The 18,320-nt window shown below is 76.5% G+C and carries 15 protein-coding genes and 1 pseudogene; 6 read left to right on the top strand and 10 right to left on the bottom strand.

Features of this window, described 5'->3' with window-relative positions; translation table 11 throughout:
• Position 1 precedes the first annotated feature (1 nt).
• From AB0K43_RS00790 to AB0K43_RS00770, 5 genes are all read left to right on the top strand, one after another.
• Positions 2–1,765, top strand: coding sequence for an IucA/IucC family protein (locus tag AB0K43_RS00790; RefSeq protein ID WP_363634687.1), 1,764 nt, complete (start codon positions 2–4; stop codon positions 1,763–1,765).
• Entirely contained in the window at positions 1,762–2,952 is a 1,191-nt protein-coding gene (locus AB0K43_RS00785; RefSeq protein WP_363634392.1) for an alanine racemase, read from the top strand. The genes AB0K43_RS00790 and AB0K43_RS00785 overlap by 4 nt, the downstream gene beginning before the upstream one ends.
• Positions 2,953–2,967: 15 nt before the next feature.
• Positions 2,968–3,375 (top strand): VOC family protein, encoded by a 408-nt coding sequence (locus tag AB0K43_RS00780; protein WP_363634391.1) that lies wholly within the window; start codon positions 2,968–2,970, stop codon positions 3,373–3,375.
• Between the two features lie 86 nt (positions 3,376–3,461).
• Positions 3,462–4,265, top strand: coding sequence for an inositol monophosphatase (locus AB0K43_RS00775; protein WP_363634685.1), 804 nt, complete (start codon positions 3,462–3,464; stop codon positions 4,263–4,265).
• Between the two features lie 189 nt (positions 4,266–4,454).
• A complete protein-coding gene (locus tag AB0K43_RS00770; RefSeq protein WP_363634390.1) occupies positions 4,455–5,201 on the top strand; it encodes a hypothetical protein in 747 nt (248 codons plus the stop codon).
• A gap of 12 nt (positions 5,202–5,213) precedes the next feature.
• On the opposite strand, the gene AB0K43_RS00765 is transcribed toward AB0K43_RS00770, so the two are convergent.
• From AB0K43_RS00765 to AB0K43_RS00750, 4 genes are all read right to left on the bottom strand, one after another.
• On the bottom strand, positions 5,214–6,410 hold the full coding sequence (locus AB0K43_RS00765) for a cytochrome P450 (protein WP_363634389.1): 1,197 nt from the start codon (positions 6,408–6,410) through the stop codon (positions 5,214–5,216).
• A gap of 43 nt (positions 6,411–6,453) precedes the next feature.
• The gene (locus AB0K43_RS00760) at positions 6,454–7,173 is read right to left on the bottom strand and encodes a tRNA-dependent cyclodipeptide synthase (protein WP_363634388.1); all 720 of its coding nucleotides are present in this window, start codon (positions 7,171–7,173) and stop codon (positions 6,454–6,456) included.
• A gap of 563 nt (positions 7,174–7,736) precedes the next feature.
• The gene (locus tag AB0K43_RS00755) at positions 7,737–9,206 is read right to left on the bottom strand and encodes an aminotransferase class I/II-fold pyridoxal phosphate-dependent enzyme (RefSeq protein ID WP_363634387.1); all 1,470 of its coding nucleotides are present in this window, start codon (positions 9,204–9,206) and stop codon (positions 7,737–7,739) included.
• Positions 9,203–10,564 carry a diaminobutyrate--2-oxoglutarate transaminase family protein gene (locus AB0K43_RS00750; RefSeq protein ID WP_363634386.1) on the bottom strand — a complete coding sequence of 454 codons (1,362 nt, stop codon included), beginning with the start codon at positions 10,562–10,564 and terminating at the stop codon, positions 9,203–9,205. The genes AB0K43_RS00755 and AB0K43_RS00750 overlap by 4 nt, the downstream gene beginning before the upstream one ends.
• A 203-nt stretch (positions 10,565–10,767) precedes the next feature.
• Here AB0K43_RS00750 and AB0K43_RS00745 point away from each other — a divergent pair.
• Positions 10,768–11,358 (top strand): annotated as a pseudogene (locus tag AB0K43_RS00745) (class I SAM-dependent methyltransferase); the annotation flags it as partial.
• A 272-nt stretch (positions 11,359–11,630) separates the two neighbouring features.
• Here the strand turns inward: AB0K43_RS00745 and AB0K43_RS00740 are convergent.
• From AB0K43_RS00740 to AB0K43_RS00715, 6 genes are all read right to left on the bottom strand, one after another.
• Entirely contained in the window at positions 11,631–12,587 is a 957-nt protein-coding gene (locus tag AB0K43_RS00740) for a hypothetical protein (protein ID WP_363634385.1), read from the bottom strand.
• A gap of 79 nt (positions 12,588–12,666) precedes the next feature.
• On the bottom strand, positions 12,667–13,995 hold the full coding sequence (locus AB0K43_RS00735) for an ABC transporter substrate-binding protein (RefSeq protein WP_363634384.1): 1,329 nt from the start codon (positions 13,993–13,995) through the stop codon (positions 12,667–12,669).
• Between the two features lie 191 nt (positions 13,996–14,186).
• Positions 14,187–14,795, bottom strand: a complete 609-nt coding sequence (locus tag AB0K43_RS00730) for an ATP/GTP-binding protein (RefSeq protein WP_363634383.1) — start codon at positions 14,793–14,795, stop codon at positions 14,187–14,189.
• The gene (locus AB0K43_RS00725; protein WP_363634683.1) at positions 14,776–15,105 is read right to left on the bottom strand and encodes a DUF742 domain-containing protein; all 330 of its coding nucleotides are present in this window, start codon (positions 15,103–15,105) and stop codon (positions 14,776–14,778) included. Before AB0K43_RS00725 ends, AB0K43_RS00730 begins: the two co-directional genes overlap by 20 nt.
• 101 nt (positions 15,106–15,206) lie before the next feature.
• Positions 15,207–15,617 carry a roadblock/LC7 domain-containing protein gene (locus AB0K43_RS00720; RefSeq protein WP_363634382.1) on the bottom strand — a complete coding sequence of 137 codons (411 nt, stop codon included), beginning with the start codon at positions 15,615–15,617 and terminating at the stop codon, positions 15,207–15,209.
• On the bottom strand, positions 15,614–18,310 hold the full coding sequence (locus AB0K43_RS00715; protein ID WP_363634381.1) for an ATP-binding protein: 2,697 nt from the start codon (positions 18,308–18,310) through the stop codon (positions 15,614–15,616). Before AB0K43_RS00715 ends, AB0K43_RS00720 begins: the two co-directional genes overlap by 4 nt.
• Between the last annotated feature and the right edge of the window lie 10 nt (positions 18,311–18,320).

Raw genomic sequence — 18,320 nt, 5'->3', positions numbered from 1 at the left:
GATGACCGCCCGGACCGCCCGTCAGCAGCCCGGACCCGCCGCGTCGGCAGCACCCGGCGTCGCCGCGTCGGCAGCACCCACCACGCTGCCCAGCGCCGAGCACGCCGTGGCGCACACCCTGCTCAACTGCCTGCTGCGGGAGGTCTCCGGGCCCGAGCACCAGACCGCGGTGGCGGACGGCGGGCTGGTGCTCCGCCTCCCGCGGACCGGCGTGGTGCTCAGGGCCGCGCTGCGCCGCACCGCGCTCACCGGCGCGCACCGCTTCACCGGTCCCGTCCTGGAGGAGACCCCGACCGGCCGCCGCGAGCTCGACTGGCAGGAGCTGGCCGAGCGGATCCAGGCCGAGCTCACCCTGCGCAGCGGCGCCGCGAACCCCGAGTTCCTCGCCCAACTGGCCTCCAGCCACGCGGGGGTGGCGACCGCACTGGCCGACCGGCCGGCCCCCGGGGCGGACCGCTACCTGGAGTCCGAGCAGGCCCTGCTGTTCGGCCACCGCTTCCACCCCGCACCCAAGTCCCGCTCCGCCGCCCGCGGTTCCTGGTCGGACTACGCCCCCGAGACCCGCGCCGCCTTCCCGCTGCGCCATCTCGCCGTCCGCGCCGATCTGATCGCCGAGGAGAGCTGCGACCCCGCCGCCACCGCGCTGCTGGACGGGCTGCGCCCGGTGCCCGAGGGCTACCGGCTGCTGCCGGCCCACCCCTGGCAGTACGAGCTGCTCGGCGAGAACCCGCTGCTGCGGGGCGCGATCGCACGCGGCGAGCTGCTCGACCTCGGCCCCGGTGGGGAGCCCTTCACCCCGACCGCCTCGGTGCGCACGCTGGCCGGCGCCGGCGCCTTCCTCAAGTTCAGCCTGAACGTGCGGATCACCAACTGCCTGCGCAAGAACGCCGCGTACGAGCTGAGCGGCGCCGTCGCGCTGACCCGGCTGCTGGCCGGCCCGCTGGCCGACCTGGGCCGGCGCTTCCCCGGCGCGGCGATGCTGCGCGAACCCGCCTACCGCACACTGGCCCTGCCCGGCCCGGACGGCGCCCCGGACACCGCGCTGTTCGAGGGCCTCGGTGTGATCGTCCGCGAAGGGCCGGCCGGTCCGCTGCTCCCGGGCCTGACCCCGCTGCTGGCGGCGGCCGTGGCGGACGAGTACCCGACCAGCTCGGCGCACATCTCGGTGCTGCTGGACGGCGCGGGGCCGCAGCAGGCCCTGCGGTGGTGGGCCGCCTACCTGCGGCTGCTGGTGCCGCCGGTGCTGGCCGCCTACTTCGACCACGGGGTGGTGCTGGAGCCGCACCTGCAGAACGTGCTGATCTGCGTGGACGGCGCCGGCCACCCGGCCCAGGTGCTCTTCCGCGACCTGGAGGGCACCAAGCTGGTGCCCGAGCACAACGCCGCGGTGCTGGCCGCGCTGCCGCCGGAGGTGGCCGCCCCGATCGGCTACGACGCCCGGCGCGGCTGGGACCGGGTGGTGTACTGCCTGCTGGTCAACCACCTCGCCGAGCTGCTGGCCGCGATCGCCGACCGGCACCCGCAGGCGGAGGCCGCGCTCTGGGCCGAGGTCCGCGCGGTGCTCGCCGAGTGCGCGGTGGCGCACGGCAGCCCGCCCCGGCTGGCGGCGCTGCTGGCCGGCGTCCCGCTGCCGGCCAAGGCCAACCTGCTGACCCGCTGGGAGCGCCGGGCCGACCGGGAGGCCGGGTACATCAGGCTGCCCTCCCCGCTGGCCGAGTCGGTGCTCGCCCAGGCCGCCCGCGGCCGGCAGGGGGCGCTGCGGTGAGCGAGGCCGTCCTACGGCTGGCCGACTCGCTCGACGCCGAGCAGTTGCCCGCCTACCTCTACGACCTGCCCGCCCTGCGCGCGCACGCGGCCGCCATCCGGGCCGCGCTGCCCGCGGGGGTCGAGCTGTACTACGCGGCGAAGGCCAACCCCGCGCCCGAGCTGCTGCGCGCCCTGCACGACCTGGTGGACGGCTACGAGGTCTCCTCCGGGGGCGAGTTGGCGCACGTCCGGGCGGCCGCGCCGGGCGCCGCACTGGCCTTCGGCGGCCCCGGCCGCACGCCGGACGAGATCGCCCGGGGGCTGGCGCTCGGGGTGCACCGCTGGCACGTGGAGAGCGAGCGCGACCTGCACCTGCTGGCGGCCGCCGCGACCGGCCCGGTCGACCTGCTGCTGCGGGTCAACCTGCCGGTGCCCGCCGGCACCCTGGACTCGGTCGCGCTGGCCATGGGCGGCCGCCCCACCCCGTTCGGCCTGGACCCCGGCCGGGTGGAGGCCTGCCTGCGGCTGCTCGCCCGCCCGGAGTACGCCCGGCTGCGGCTGCGCGGCGTGCACGCCCACCTGGCCAGCGGCCTGGCGGCGCCCGAGCAGCTGGCGGTCGCCACCCGGGTGGTCGAGTGGTCGACCGCGCTGGCCGCCCGGCACGGCCTGCGGCTGGAGGAGGTCAACGTCGGCGGCGGGATGGCGGTGGACTACGCCGACCCCGCCGCCCGGTTCGACTGGAAGGCCTTCGGCGCCGGCCTCGCCGGGCTGCTGGAGCGCCACCCCGGGCTGACCCTGCGGATCGAGCCCGGCCGGTCGCTGAGCGTCTACTGCGGCTGGTACGCGACCGAGGTGCTGGACGTCAAGCACAGCCACGGCGAGGACTTCGCGGTGCTCCGCGGCGGCACCCACCACCTGCGCACCCCGGCCACCCGCGGCCACGACCAGCCGTTCGCCGTCCGCCCGGTCGCCGACTGGCCGCACCCCTGGCCGCGGCCCGCGGTCTCCACCGGCCGGGCCACCCTGTGCGGCCAGCTCTGCACCCCGAAGGACGTGCTGGCGCACCGGGCGCCGGCGGCCGGCCTGCGTGCGGCCGACCGGGTGGTCTTCGCGATGGCCGGGGCGTACGCGTGGAACATCTCGCACCATGAGTTCCTGATGCACCCGCGTCCCGGCTTCCACTACCTGGGCCGGGACGGGGGCTGAGAGAGGAGCAGGGCCGTGGACTGGAAGCTGGAGGTGGTCGTGGTGCCGGTCACCGACGTGGACCGCGCCGGGCGGTTCTACCGGGAGCAGGTCGGCTTCACGCTCGACCACGACACCCGGATCGGCGAGCACGGCCGGGTGGTGCAGCTGACGCCCCGGGGCTCGGGCTGTTCGATCGTCCTGGGCACCGGCATCCCGCAGGGCGCGCCCGGCTCGCTGCGCGGCCTTCAGCTGGTGGTGGACGACGTGGCGGCGGCCCGGGCGGAGCTGGCCGGGCGCGGGGTGCCGGTCACCGAGGTCCGGCACGTCGAGCGGGACGGGCGGTGGGCGCCCGGGCCGGGCGAGCCGTGGAACTCCTTCGTCTTCTTCGAGGACCCGGACGGCAACGGCTGGGCCGTCCAGGAGCGCCCCGCCACCCCCTGACCGCCCGGCCGGACGGATCCCGCCGCAGGTCCGCGCCGCAGCGGCGTGCGACAGTGGTATCCGGCGAAAGGAGCGGTCTGGTGCTGATGGAGAAGGTGGCGGAGATCCTCGTCGAGGCGTCAGCCGCGGCGGTGGAGCCCCGATTCCGGGCGCTGGCCGCCGGCGAGGTGATGGAGAAGGCACCGGGCGAGCTGGTGACGGTGGCCGACCGCGAGGCCGAGCAGATCATCACCCGGCGGCTGCGCGAGCTGCTCCCCGTCCCGGTGGTCGGCGAGGAGGCGGTCTCGGCCGATCCCGGGCTCGCCCGGGCGCTCGGCTCCGAACCGGCCGTCTGGCTGGTCGACCCGATCGACGGCACCGCCAACTTCGTGGCCGGGCGCCCCGAGTTCGCCGTGATGGCCGCCCTGGTCCGGGACGGCCGGACGGTCGCCTCGTGGATCTGGCAGCCGGTGAGCGGGACGGCGTACGCGGCCGAACTCGGGTCCGGCGCCTGGCGGGACGGGCAGCGGCTGCACCGGGAGGCCTCCGCCGACCTGCCGGAGAAGTGGCACGGGCTGCTGAAGAGCCGCTTCCTCGACCCGGCCACCCACCACCGGCTGCACACCAGGGCGCGGGCCTTCGGCCGGCTGGAGGAGGGCCTGCGCTCGGCGGGCATGGAGTACCCGCTGCTGGCCAACGGCGGGCTGGACTTCATCCTCTACTGGCGCACCCTCCCCTGGGACCACGCCCCCGGATCCCTCCTGGTCAGCGAGGCCGGCGGGGTCTCGGCCCGGCTCGACGGCACCCCCTACCGGCCCGAGCCGCCGGGGTGCGAGGACGGCCTGCTGGTCGCCGCCGACCCGGCCATGTGGGAGCGGGCCCGCGACATACTCCTCGGCCTCGACGACTAGGCCGGTGTCGGCCTGGGGCCCGCGTACGAACCACCCCGGAACGGCGGCCCCGACCCCGCCCGTGCGGGCCACCGGTCGTTCGGGTGAAGTTCCCGGGCGGCGGCCGGCAGCACCGCGGACCGCGGGAAGCCTCCTGCGTGACGGCCGCTCGTCGGGAGCGGCCGCACCGGATCACGGAGACCGCTCCCCATGCGCCCTTCCGCACGCTCCGCCGCGCTCGCCGGCGCCGCCCTGTCCGTCGCCGCCCTGATCGGCCCGGCCCCTGCCGCCACCGCCGCCACCGCGCCGCAGCCCCCGGCGGGCCGGTACCTGAATCTGCACCAGTGCGTCTACAACGGCCCCTTCCTGCCGACCAGCTTCGACCTGATGACCACCGTGGTGCCGAGCGGGGACGGGCGGTTCGGCGCCGGGACGAACGTCTCCGGCGCCAGCGACCCCGGCCCCGCCTGCGGGAGCGGGGACGGGGCCTACGAGCTCAACGTCTACCGGGCCGTCGAGAGTTACGACCTGACGACCGGGCGCTACCTGAACCTGCACCAGTGCGTCTACTACAGCGACTTCAACCAGGACCACCTCACCACGACGGTGCCCGCCACGGACTTCAAGTTCACGGCCGGCACCAATGTCTCCACCACCCGTGACACCGCGCCGAGATGCGGCGGTGGGGGCGGCGTCGCGGACCTCATCCCGCTGCTGTCGAGCGCCACGGCCCTGGACCTGACCGCCGGACGGTACCTGAACCTGCACCAGTGCATGTACTGGTTCGACGGCCGCCGGGACCACTTCACGACCGTCGCGGCGAGCGGGGACGGGCGGTTCAGGGCCGGGACGAACATTTCCAACACCCCCGACACCAGACCCTCCTGCGGCCCCGGGGACGAGCAGTACAAGCTCATCCCACTGCTGTCGGGCGTCAAGGCGCTTCCCGTCGGCTGAGCCCCGCGGGGGTCACCAGAGCACCGGGAGCCGCTCCGGGAGGCGCTTGATGAAGCCCGGGCGCCAGGCGAGCTGATCGGCCGGGAGGGCGAGCCGCAGCTCGGGCAGCCGCTCGACCAGGGCGGTCAGCGCGATCTCGGCGTGGGTGCGCCCGAGGGCGGAGGCGGGGCAGAAGTGGCGGCCGGCGCCGAAGGCGAGGTGCGGGTTGGCCGGGCGGTCGAAGTCGATCCGCTCCGGCTCGGGGAAGACCTCGGGGTCGTGGTTGGCGCCCTCGATCAGCACCAGCACCAGCTCCCCCGCCCGCACCAGCACCTCGCCGACCTGCACGTCCGCCAGGGCCAGCCGGGGCAGCGCGTCGCCGATCGACAGGTTGTACCGCAGCAGCTCGTCCACCGCCCGCTCGATCACGGCCGGCTCCTTGCGCAGCCGCTCGGCCAGCTCCGGCCGGAGCGCCAGCGCGATGATCGCGTGCAGCAGGAAGGCCGAGGTGGAGACCGCCCCCGCGCCGAACAGCGAGAGCGCGACGGTGGCCAGCAGGTCGTCGCCGACCTGGTCGGAGACGTCCGGCGAGCGCCGCAGCTCGGCGAACCGGCCGAGCAGGCCCTCGGTCGGGTCCGCGTTCAGCCGGTCCACCAGGTAGCCCAGGTCCTTGTACCAGTTGGGCGCCGAGCCCTCGAACGGTGCCGGGCTGGTGATGAAGGCGAGGTCGATGCCGGACATCAGCCGCCGCCGGTCCTCGACCGGCAGGCCGAGCAGCCGGCAGTGCAGGGCCGCGGAGTAGGGCTCGGCGAAGCCGTCCCGCAGGTCGGCCGGCGGCCCCTGCTCGACCAAGGCGTCGAGCAGCCGGTGCGCCTCGGCCTCCAGCCACCCGCCCAACTCCCGGTCGGCACGCGGGCTGAGGGTCTTCATCACGGCGTTGCGCAGCCCGGCGCTGTTGATGTTGCCCATGTTGTTGACCACCTCCGGCGGGATGGTCAGGGCGTACTGCCGGGGCACCCCGGGGTTGGCGGTGTCCTTCAGGCTGAACCGCTCGTCCTCCAGGACCTGCTTGGCCAGGGCGTAGTTGCTCACCAGCCAGGCCTGGTCGCCGGTCATGGTGCGGACCCGGGTGATCGGGTGCTCGTCGCGCAGCAGGCTCGCCTCCTCGGGCAGGGCGTCGCCGCGCCGGGAGAGCGGGAAGGTGAAGCGGGGCTCGGTGGTGCTGGTCATACGGTTGCGCTCCTCAGCAGGGATGGTCGAGCGGATCGGGGGGTCAGGCGGCGACCGGGCGGGCGGCGACGACCGGACGGACCACGGCGTAGCCCTGGGCGGGCGCCGCGCGCAGGCCGTCGCCGCGGCCGAACAGCACCGGGGTGAGCGGGAGTTCGACGTGGTAGCAGGAGATCGAGGAGGCCACCCGCAGCAGCGCCGGGGTGTCCAGGAAGAACGGCAGCTCGGCGGCGATGTACTCGACGCCGGCGGCGAGTTGGGACGGCGCCGGGTCGGCGCCCGCGGGCAGCCGGGCCCGTAGGAAGCCGCGGGCCATCCCCTCGGTGGCGGAGCGCAGCACCGGATCGGTGTCGAGGGCGGCCAGCACGGCGCCGTGCAGCCGCCGGTAGGCGGGCTCGGCGCGGAAATCGGAGAGCGCATGGGCCCGGACGCCGTCCAGGCCCGCCTCGGCCACCGCCCGGCGGATCCGCCGCTGGGTCGCCTTGACCTCCTTGGCGGCGCGCCGCTCGGCCTGCTCGCCCGGGTAGCCGGCCGCCCGGTACTGCGAGTCGACGTGCAGGTCGGCGTGGACCACGTCCACCGCCTCGAAGAACTCGCGCCCCCAACGGATGAGTTCGGTGAGGCGCTGATGGCTGAAGTAGCTGTTCCCGGGGCTGACACCGATCAGCAGGTGCTCGCCCCGGTCGAAGACCGTCTGGCAGCGGTCGGAGAACGGGAGTGCCTCGAAGGTGGAGAAGCTGGTGGTCAGGAGTGTTTCGCTCATACCGCGGCCTCCGCGTCGCAGGGCTGGATCCACCGTCCGGGCGCGGCCGGGCACGGTGGAGAGGGTCGGGGCGGTGCAAGGTGATCGAGGCAGTGCGGGGGTGACCGCCGGCCGGGGCAGGGTGCCGCGCCGGCCGGCGGGAAGGTGTGGGGATGCGAGGACCGGCGGGTCAGCCGGAGAGGTGCCTACCGGTCCGGCCGTCGGGCCCGGGCGAGGTGCCGGGGCGGCGGGCCGCAGTGACCGCGGTGGCCGCACGGGCGCGGCGGCACATGGTGGATCCCCCTTGCGCCGCTAGTCCCTGGGTGCCGTGTGCTCCCGGTGTGGCGGCGGCTACCCGAAGTTACCGCTGCCGTTCCGCTCCCTCGCAACCGGAGGCCGGCGGTTGGCGGAAAACCGACGCTGGACGACCAAAAGCAGCTGGACAGATTGCCGGAAGGTATGTCTACAGAGGCTTGTTGGACGGCCTCGGGAATCGGCTCGGAACACAGCCGCCGCACTCCCGGCCAGTGGGCGTTCCTCCAGCTCCGGGCGGGTGAGGCGGCACCGCCCGGGAGGATCGGCCACTATGCGGAGAGCCGGCCGGCGCGAACGACGTCGGCCAGCAACCGCGCGGTATCCGCCACCGTGGCCCACGGATTGAGCAGGGTGAGTTTCAGCCGCACCCGGCCCGGGCCGGCCCCGGGCAGCTCGGTCCGGCCGACCACCGCCCGGCCCTCCCGCAGCAAGGTCCGGCGCAGTTCGGCGTTGACCCGGTCGGCCGTCACCGGGTCGCCCCCGTCCGGCAGGTAGCGGAAGACCACGGTGGTCAGGATCGGCTCGCAGTGCAGTTCCAGCGCCGGTTCGGCGCGCACCGCGCGGGCCGTGGCCCGGGCCAGGTCGTGGCAGGCGTCGACCAGCCGGCCGAGGCCGTCCGGACCCAGGGTGCGCAGCGTGACGGCGAGTTTGAAGCCGTCCGGGCGGCGGGTGGTGCGCAGCGAGCGGCCGAGCAGGCTCGGGTAGCCGGCCTGCTCGTCGTCGGCCGGGTTGAGGTAGACGGCGCGGCGGGCCAGCGAGGCGTAGCTCTCGGCGCGGCGGGCCAGGAAGACGCCGGCGGCGGCCGGCTGCCAGCCGAGCTTGTGCCAGTCCAGCGAGACCGAGTCGGCCCGGGCGATGCCGTCGAGCAGCGGGGCGAGCCGGGCGGACAGCAGGGCGCCGCCCCCGTAGGCGGCGTCGACGTGCAGCCAGGCGCCGTGGCGGGCGGCCAGGTCGGCGGCCTGGTGCAGCGGGTCGACGGCGCCGGTGTCGGTGGTGCCGGCGGTGGCGACCACGGCGATCGGGGTCCGGCCGGAGCGCTCCGCCTCGGCGAGCGTGTCGGCCAGAGCCGCCGGGTCCATCCGCAGCTCCCGGTCGACCGGCACCGTCAGCACCGCCCGCTCGCCGAGCCCGAGCAGGGCGGCGGCGCGCTGCACCGAGAAGTGGGCGGCGCGGGAGGCCAGGATCACCGGGCGGGCCCCGGCCGGCAGGCCGTTCAGCTCGACCTCGCCGCCGAGCGTGCGGTCCCGGGCCAGCATCAGGCCCAGCAGGTTGGACTCCGTACCGCCGGAGGTGACCACCCCGGCCGCCTCGCCGGGCGGGAAGCCGACCAGCTCGGCCAGCTCGGCCAGCAGCTCGGTCTCGAAGGCGGTGGCGGCCGGGGCCTGGTCCCAGGAGTCCTGGGAGGGGTTGAGCGCGCCGACCGCGAGGTCCGCGGCCACCGCCACGGCCAGCGGCGGGCAGTGCAGGTGGGCGGCGCAGGCCGGGTCGGCCGGGTCGGCGCTGCCCTGGGCGAGGTGGACGGTCAGCCGCAGCAGGGCGTCCCGGTCCGGCTCGCCGCGCCCGTACCGGAGCACCCCGGCGAACTGCTCGGCCAGCGGGCCCGGGAGACCGGCCGGGATCGGGCCGGAGCGCTGCTCGGCACCGACGGCCAGCCCGGTGAGCACCAGCTCCAGCAGCGGGCGCAGCGCGTCGGGGCCGGCGGCGCCGCCGGCGAGCTCGGCGCCGGGCGGCAGGCTCACCGCCCGGACCTGGCGGCCGCCGACCCGATCGCGTCGCAGAGGCGGTCGAGCACCGCCTCGGTCTGCTCGTCGCTGATGGTGAGCGGGGGCAGCAGCCGCAGCACCGCGTCGTGCCGGCCGCCGAGTTCGACGATCAGGCCGCGCTCCAGGCAGGCCTGGCGGACCCGGACGGCGAGCGCCGGATCCGGCGGCAGGGCCCCGCAGCTGTCCGGCTCCCCGGCCGGGTCGACCAGTTCGATCCCGATCATCAGGCCGCGACCGCGGACGTCACCGACGGCCGCGACCCTGCTCTTCAGACCGTCCAGCCGGGCGGTCATCCGGGCGCCGAGCAGGTCGGCCCGGGCGACCAGGCCGTGCGCGGCGACGTACCGCAGGGTGGCCGCGCCGGCCGCCATCGCCAGCGTGTTGCCGCGGAAGGTGCCGGTGTGCGCGCCGGGCTGCCAGCCGTCGTACTGCTCGCGGTAGACCACCACGGCGAGCGGCAGGCTGCCGCCGATGGCCTTGGAGAGCACCATCGCGTCCGGCAGCACCCCGCTGTGCTCGACGGCCCACATCGCCCCGGTCCGGCCGACCCCGGTCTGCACCTCGTCGACGATCAGCGGGATGCCGCGCTCGGCGGTGATCCGGCGCATCTCGCGCAGCCAGCCGTCCGGCGCCGGCACCACCCCGCCCTCGCCCTGGACGGCCTCCAGGATCATCGCGGCGGGCGGCACCACCCCGCCCGAAGGGTCGTCCAGCAGCCGCTCGATGTACGCGGCGGACAGCTCGGCGCCGCGCTCGCCGACCCCGAACGGGCAGCGGTACGGGTACGGGTACGGCAGCCGGGTGACCTCGCCGCCAGCGGGCAGCGGGGACTTGACGGCGACGCTGCCGGTGACGGCCAGCGCGCCGGCGGTCATGCCGTGGTACGCGCCGGTGAAGGCGAGCGCGCCGCGCCGGCCGGTCGCGGTCTGCATCAGCTTGAGCGCCGCCTCCACCGCGTCGGTGCCGGCCGGGCCGCAGAAGTGCACCCTGGCCCCGGCCGCGAACTCGCGCGGCAGGCTGGCGAACAGGGCGGTGGTGAAGTCGTCCTTCTCGGCGGTGGCGAGGTCCAGCAGGTGCAGCGGCGCACCGCTGTCCAGGGTGCGGCGGATCGCCTCCAGCACCACCGGGTGGTTGTGGCCGAGCGCCAGCGTGCCGGCCCCGGACAGGCAGTCCAGGTAGCGGCGGCCGTCCGCGCCCTCGACGGTCATCCCGTTCGCGCGCACCGGGACGATCGGGAACGACCGGGCGTAGGTGCGGGCGGCCGACTCGCGGATGCGCTGGCGGCGCAGGATCGCGTCGCCGGCGGGTACGGCGGTGTCGACGGTGCGGGTCACGGCGGGCTCCCTTTGAGTTAGGTAACCCTAACTTAATGCCACCCCCGGCCGGCGCCGCGCACCGCCACCCGAACTCCACCCGACCGGGTGACGCCGACGCCCTGCGCCCCGCCCTCCCGCTCAACGACCGGACCCGGCGCCGGACACGGCCGGTGGGCGGCTCTCGTTAGGCTGCCCTCGGACGACCCCAGGGAGAGCACACCATGTCGGACGCAGCAGAGCAGGCCCGCACCCGCGAGTTCTTCGCCGCCCGGGCGGCGGGCTGGGATGCCAAGTTCCCCGACGACGGCCCGCGCTATGCCGGCGCGATCGCCGAACTCGGGCCGAAGGAAGGCGACTTCGTCCTGGACGCGGGCTGCGGCACCGGGCGGGCGCTGCCGCTGCTGCGGGCGGCGGTCGGGCCGCGCGGCACCGTGCTGGGGGTGGACCTCACCCCCGAGATGATCGACCGGGCCCGGGCGCACCGGGCCGCCGCCGACCTCGTGGTGGCGGACTGCGCCCGGCTGCCGCTCCCCGATGCCGCCGTCGACCTGGTCCTCGGCGCCGGACTGATCTCCCACCTGCCCGGCCCCGCCGCCGGCCTGCGCGAGCTGGCCAGGGTGACCCGCCCCGGCGGGCGGCTGGCCCTCTACCACCCGGTCGGCCGGGCCGCGTTGGCCGCCCGGCACGGCCGCGCGATCACCCCGGACGACCTGCGCGCCGAGCCGAACCTGCGCCCGCTGCTGGCCGGCTGCGGCTGGCGGCTGACCGCCTTCACCGACACCGAGGAGCGCTACCTGGCCGTCGCCGAACGGACCGGGGCCGCCCCCGACGGCCCGGCCGTGGATCCGGCGCTGACCCGGGCGTCCCGGCAGCTGAACCGGGTTCGCGCGCGGCGCCCGGACGGCTCCGCCGGGTCGGCCGCGCTCGCCGAGTGGCGGCAGGCGATGGCCGCGACCCTGGAGGCGATGGCGCAGACCCTGCCGCACGAGTCCGACCGCCGCGCCGCCCGGCTCAGGGCCGCCGAGCTCCGGGCCGGCGGGGGCAGCTGACCGGGACGGCGGGGCCGCCGGACCGGTGGGAGCCCTCAGAGTTCGGCGCGGCCGCTGACCGCCCAGGCGAGCCCGGTGGCCGGATCCTCCAGCGTGAGGTGCAGGTAGCGGAGTTCGTCGGAGGCCTCGCGCCAGGTGAAGCAGCGCAGCCGGGCCACCAGGGCCTCGATCTCGGCGCGCTCCGGGCGGTCCGCCCCGGCCATCGCGGCGAGCACCCGCCACAGCGCCAGCCGGCCGGCCGCCGCCCCCTGGGCGGGGTGCTCGGAGCCGACCCGGATCAGCACCGGGTAGGCCGCGGTGAAGGGCAGGTGGCCTCCGACGACCCGCCCGGGCGGCGCCGTCCGGGCCGCGGCGTCCGGCCCGGTGCCGCGGACGCAGGAGACGGTGGCCCAGGGCGCCAGCGCGGCCAGCAGCCGGCTGGCCACCAGCCCGGGGACCAGCTCGCCGGGGGACGGCAGTTCGAGCGGGCCGAGCCCCTCCCGGGTGGCGGGCAGCGCCACCGGCACCCGCAGGGCGCCGCCGCCGCGCAGGTACTCGGGCACCAGGCCGCCCTCCTGCCGGCCGGCCGCTTCCCAGGCCGCGAGCACCAGCGGGACGCCCTCCGGATCGGGGGCGGCCTCGGCGGTGAGGTCCTCACCGAGCAGCACCCGGGTGTGCGCGACCAGCCGGCGGACCGGCTCCGGGTCGAGCAGCGGCGCCAGCCGCCGCCAGGAGTGCCGGGTCGCCAGCACCTCCCAGAGCGGGCCGGCGTCGTGGTCACCGGGGCCGGCCGCGGTGTCCGGGCCGCCGTCCGGGTCGAACAGCCGGGCGGCCAGCTCCGGCGGTGCCCCGTAGGCGATCAGGTGCCCGAACGGCGCCGCCTCGGCGATCCCCACCGCCGGGCCGTGCAGGGCCACGGCGGCCGCTCGGGTCCGCCGGTAGGCGCCGAGCAGCTCCGCCCAGCGGCCCTCGTCGGCGAGCTCGGCCAGCCTGCGGTGCTGATAGGTGATCACATTTTGAGCGTACGACGCCGCCGACCGCATCGGCCGACAGCGAGCCGGCTCGGTGCGTCGCCCACGGAGCGTCCCGGGCTCACTGCGGCGGCTTGCCCCCGGTCAGCACCCACCGCACGTCGATGAAGCCGCTCTGCTGCTCGGTCAGCTTGCCGGCCTTCACCTGCTGGAAGGTCACCCAGGTGTTGGTCAGCCGGGGCGACTCGGCGCTGGGCAGCATGTCGCTCTGGCCCCAGCTGAGCGGGGGCGTGGCCCCGGTGTCGATGGTGTCGCCACTGTCCAGCTGGGCCCGCAGGCCCTTGGCGGTCAGTGGCTGCCCGGCCGAGGAGACCCGGTCCACGGCCTGCAGGAAGGTCTGGTAGGCGACCCAGGTGGTCTGCACCGCCAGGTCCGAGGTGTCGATCGGCTTGCCGCCGCTGCCGGCCGCGTCGCCCGCGGTGGTGCGCAGGTCGTCCCAGACCTTGGCGGAGGCGGGTGGGAACCAGCCGGTCGCGTAGGAGCCGTTGAGCGGGCTCTTGGCGCCGCCGGTGGAGTCGATCGCGGCCTGCTGGACACTGCCGACCACCGAGGCCAGCTGGGTGCGTCGGGGCGCCAGCGCGCGGTAGGCGTCCAGCAGCAGCAGGGTCTGCTCGGGGCCCAGCGCCATCGTCACGCAGCCGCCCGCGCGGTCCTCGCCGACGGCCTTCTGCACCAGCGGTGCCAGCCCGCCCGCGTCGAGACCCTTCTCCGGCACCTTGACGTCGGTCACCTTGACCCCGGACTGCGCCACCGCACCGGAGAGGTAGCGGGTGAGGGTGTCGCCGTTGCCGTTGTCCGGGCGGACCAGCGCGATCGTCCGGCAGCCGGCGGCGATCAGCTGGCGGCCGCTGCCCGCGATCAGGGTGGGCGTGCCGCCCGCCACCGGGTAGGACAGCGGGCTGCTGAACTCGGCGCCGGAGACCCCGAATCCGCCCAGGTACGGGATGCCGGCGGCCTCCAGCAGCGGCATGAAGGTGTCGCCGAACTGGCTGTACGAGCCGACCACCGCGATGGCGTGCGCCTCGACCGCCCGGTGGGCGCAGTCGGTGACGCCGGCCGCGGTGTTGTGCTCGTTGCAGGTGAGCACCTTCAACTGCCGGCCGGCCCGGCCGCCCTTGGCGTTGACCTCCCGGCCGAGCTGCTCGGCCAGCGCCGTCACCCCGGGCCGGTCGACCGATCCGGTGCCGTCGGGGGCCCAGGTCATCACCGTCAGCGGACCGCTCTCGGCGCCCGAGGCGCCGGCCGGGCCGCCGCAGGCGGAGGCCGCCAGCACCACCGGGAGCAGGGCCGCGGCGGCCGCGGCCGCCGTCCGGCGTCGCGGGGGCGGGCCTGCCGCCGCCCGCCGGCTCCCGGAGCTGTCGCCTCCGGGTGCAACGGTGCCCCTGCTCATGCTTCCCGCCCTCGTCGCAACCACCGCGGCGCGGGACCGCGCTCGCTCGGCCGCCAGCCAAACGGCAACGCCGCACGGGGAGGGGGACATCGGACGAACACGGGGCGGACGGCTCCGGAACAAACAGGGTTGTCCGTACAGCTTTTGCGTCGCCGCCGCCCGCCGACACCGCGTCAGTTCGGTTTCGGAGGCTACCCGGTGACCTCGGCCAGCAGCCGGGCCGCGTGCACCCGGCCGGCGTGTTCCACCAGGCTGATCAGCACGTCCTTGCCGGAGCTGCGCCGCCGGGCGTCGCAGAGCACCACCGGTGTCGCCCCGTCCAGGTCGAGGGCGCGGGAGACCTCCCGCGGGTGGAAGGTCCGGCTGCCGGCGAACTGGTTGACGGCGACCACGAACGGGATGCCCCGGTGCTCGAAGAAGTCCACCGCCGGGAAGCAGTCGGTCAGCCGGCGGGTGTCGGCCAGCACCACGGCCCCGAGCGCGCCCTGGGCCAACTCGTCCCAGAGGAACCAGAACCGGTCCTGCCCGGGGGTGCCGAACAGGTAGACCGAGAGCCCGTCCCGGATGGTGATCCGGCCGAAGTCCATCGCGACCGTGGTGGTGGTCTTCCGCTCGACCCCGCCGAGGTCGTCCACCCCCTCGCCGGCGGCGGTGAGTTGTTCCTCGGTGCGCAGCGGGCGGATCTCGCTGACCGAGCCGACCAGGGTGGTCTTGCCCACCCCGAAGCCGCCCGCCACCAGGATCTTCAGGGCCAGCACCGGGGAGTCCGGTGACAGCGGGTCAGAGGGCGCGGAGGCCATGGATGATCTCCTGGAGGATGTGCTCGTCGGGGAGCAGGGCCGGTGGGACGGGGCGGCTGACCCGGATGTACTCGGCGTCCAACAGGTCGCCCAACAGCACCCGGACCACGCCGAGCGGGAGGTCCACCTCGGCGGCGACCTCGGCGACGGAGAGCGCGTTGCCCCGGCAGCGGTCGAGGATCACGGCCTGTTCCGGGCCGACCGGCGGGTCGGCGCCGGCCGGCAGGTTGCTCACCACCAGGGCGATCAGGTCGAACTCCTGGCCGCTGGGCCTGGTCCGGCCCTTGGTCACGGCGTACGGGCGCACCATCGGGCCGGCCGCGTCGTCGTACCAGTGGTCGGGCGTACGGCTGGTCGGCAGACCGAACGGGGAGCCGGGCGGGTAGGAGCGCGGCGGGTACGGCACCGGCCTCAGCCCCCCGCCGAGCTGCGCGAGGGCGTGTACAGGTGCTCCCCCACCCGGCGGACCAGCCGGGCCATCTCGTAGGCGACCAGGCCGAGATCGGCGTCGGCCCCGGCGAAGACCGCCAGGCAGCTGCCCTCGCCGGCGGCCGCCACGAACAGGAAGCCGTGCTCCAGCTCGACCATCGTCTGGCGGACCTCGCCGGCGTCGAAGTGGCGGCCGGCGCCCTTGGCGAGGCTGTGGAAGCCGGAGGCGACGGCGGCCAGGTGCTCGCCGTCCTCGCGGCCGATGCCGGCCGAAGTGCCCATCGCCAGACCGTCGGAGGAGAGCATCACGGCGAATCTGACCCGGGCGACCCGGGAGACCAGCTCGTCGAGCAGCCAGTTGAGCTCTCCGGCGTGGTGGGTGGTGCCGATCATCGACGTTCTCCTTCATGGCCGGTGGTGCCGGTGGTGCTGGAGGTCCCGGTGCTTCCGGTGGCGCCGGTGGCGTTGCCGCGGGCCCAGCCGCGCTGGTAGGCGGCCATCGCGGCGCGGGCCTCCTCCGGCCCCCGGCCGGCCGGCGCCGGGGCGCCCACCCTGGTCCGTGGCCGCGGGGCCGGTGCCTCCCGCAGCTGCGGGGCGAGGCTGGCCTGGCGGACCCGGCGGGGCAGCTCGGCCTCGGCCTCCTCCGCCGTCATGGCGGCCGCGGGGGTCTCGGGGGCCGGGGGCTGCGGCTGCGACTGCGACTGCGACTGCGGCTGCGGCTGCGGCTGCCTGGGCGACAGTGCCCGGCCCGGCCCGTCGTCGGCGGCCCGGAAGGGCGTGGGCCGCAGCACCCCCGGGTCGGTGCCCCGGGCGCCGAACGGCACGGCGGTGGCCGGCGGGCGGGCAGCGGGTACCTGTGGGGGGAAGGCCGGCCGCGGGGGCCGCACGGGCGGCGGCGGGACGGCGGCCGGGGACGGGGCCCGGCGGGCGCCGGTCAGGGCACGCGGCTCCCGGTCCGACCGGTTCTCCGAGCGGGGCTCCGACCGGTTCTCCGACCGGGGATCGGGCCGGGGCTCCGGGTCGGGGTCGGCCAGCAGCGCGGTGGGCAGCAGTACCACCGCGGTGGTGCCGCCGTACGCGGAGGGCCGCAGCGCGACCCGCACCTCGTGCCGCTTGGCGAGCCGGCTGACCACGAAGAGTCCGAGCCGGTCGCTGTCGAACAGGTCGACCTGCTCGGTGGCCGCGATCCGCCGGTTGGCGTCCGCGAGCGCCTCGGGGCCCATCCCCAGGCCCCGGTCCTCGATCTCCAGCGCGTAGCCGTTGCCGACCTGCTCACCGCGGATGTGCACCTTGGTGTGCGGGGGCGAGAACCCGGTGGCGTTCTCCACCAGTTCGGCCACCAGGTGGGTGAGGTCGGCGACGGCGGGGCCGGCCACCGCCGCGAACGGCAGCCGGTGCACGTCGACCCGGGCGTACTCCTCGACCTCGGCGACGGCGGCCCGCACCACGTCCATCAGCGGCACGGGCCGGCGCCAGGCCCGGCCGGGGGCGGCCCCGGAGAGGATGATCAGGCCCTCCGCGTGGCGGCGCATCCGGGTGGTCAGGTGGTCCAGCCGGAACAGGTCGTCCAGCTCGGCCGGGTCCTCGGTGCGGCGCTCCATGGCGTCCAGCAGGGTCAGCTGGCGGTGCACCAGGACCTGGCTGCGGCGGGCCAGGTTGACGAACACCCCGGACACCCCGGAGAGCACCTCGGCCCGCTCGACGGCGGCGGTGACCGCCGCCCGCCGGACGCTGCCCAGCGCGCCGTGCACCTGGCCGATCTCGTCCTCGCCGTGCGGGCGCAGCGGAGCCTCGGCCGCCACGTCGATCTCCTCGCCGGCCCGCAGCCGCCGCATGGTGTCCGGGAGTTGGCGCCCGGCCAGCTCCAGGGCGGAGTTCCGCAGGCCGATCAGCTCGGTGACCAGGTCGCGGCCGATCCGCACCGAGATCAGCAGCGAGGCGACCACGGCCAGCAGGCCGAGCAGCACGGCGGCCCCGGCGGAGGTGAACAGGCCGTCCGCGTACGGGTCGGAGCGTTCGGCCGCGGCCGCGCCGGCCGCGCTCTGCACCGAGCGCAGGTCGCGGGCCGCGCCGTCGGCGGCGACCGCCCACCGCTCGGGGCCGACCGCCGCGGCGGCCGCCCGGCCGTCGGCCGCGCCGCGCACCGCGTCCTCGTAGCGGACCAGGTCGTGGTGGTCGGTGCCGTCCAGGACGGCCTGCAGTGCGGCCCGGTCGGCGGGGCGCAGGTCGGGTGCGACGCCCTGCTCGAACAGCCGCCGGGCGTACACGGCGGCACCGAACTCGCGGGCCTGGTCGTCGGTGAGCCGGCCGGCGGCCTGGCCGGTGCGCAGCAGCACGTCCTCGCGCGCCAGGAGTTCGCGGGAGCGGTCGAGTTCCAGCAGCACCCGGGCGTCGGAGCCGGTGCCGTGGTCCTGCTGGGCGGCCACGGCGCCGGTGACCTCCAGCGCGCGGTCGAGGGCGGCGCCGTACGCGGCGTAGCCGTCGGTGAAGGCGACGGTGCGGGCGAGCAGCCCGGCGCGCAGGTCGGCGAGGCCGGCGACGGCGCGGGTGAGCGCGTCGACGCGGTCGGCGGCCCGGGCGCCGAGCCCCTCGGCGTCCGCCCGGTTGTAGCCGGGGGCGAGGGCGAGCGGGGCCACCGCCCGGTCGGTGGTGGCGGCGGCCTCCCGCAGCGCCGCCTCCCGGGCCGGGCCGGGCAGCGCCAGCAGCTCGGCGGCGGCGACCCGTTCGGCCTGCAGGGCGGTGACGGCGGCGGCCACCGGGGCGCGCAGCTCGCGGTCGACGGCCTGGGTGCGGCGCAGGGCGGCGAGGTCGCGGGCGGTGGTGACGGTGGCGAAGGACCAGAGGGCGATCACCGAGACCACCGGGACCATCAGCAGCGCGAGGATCTTGGCCCGGACGGTGCGGGGGCGCAGCCGGCCGAGCTGCGGCGGCCGCGGTGGGGCCGGTGCGGGGAGTGCCTCCTCGCGGGCGGGCGGCCCGGCGTGGGCGCCCCGGCGCTGCCCGCCCGCGCCGGGGCGGACGGGGCCGCGGGCGGCGCTCGGCGCGGCCGTCGGCGCACTGCGGGAGGTGCCGCGGCGTACGCGCATGGGGTGACTG

Origin of the sequence: Kitasatospora sp. NPDC049258 (assembly GCF_040678895.1) — a bacterium.
In the GTDB taxonomy this organism is placed as follows: Bacteria; Actinomycetota; Actinomycetes; order Streptomycetales; family Streptomycetaceae; genus Kitasatospora.
This window is presented reverse-complemented; position numbering and strand designations above follow the sequence as displayed.